This window comes from Peribacillus sp. SIMBA_075, from assembly GCF_046534585.1.
Map to the genome: position 1 here is coordinate 1 of NZ_JAWRYN010001527.1, position 239 is coordinate 239.

Sequence of the window (239 nt, forward strand, 5' to 3'; positions counted from 1 at the left end):
CCCGTCGATGACCAGCCGCGCGCCCAGCCAGAGGATGCCCAGGGTGACCAGCTTGCCCACCAGCGACACCGCTTCCCCGCCCAGGTTGGCCAGCCACTGGGCGCGGAAGCCCGCGGCGACGTGGGCGGCCAGGCGTTGCTCCCAGCGCCGGATGAACTGCGCCTCGACCGCCATGCTTTTCACCGTGTCGATGCCGCCGACGGTTTCCACCAGCAGCGCCTGGCTCTCGGCATTACGCT

At 70.7% G+C, this 239-nt stretch carries 1 protein-coding gene; it reads right to left on the reverse strand.

All coding sequences use genetic code 11. The features are described from left to right. Nucleotides 1–239, reverse strand: a 239-nt coding sequence (locus SB775_RS33530) for an ABC transporter transmembrane domain-containing protein (protein ID WP_410865623.1), incomplete at both ends; no start/stop codon positions are given.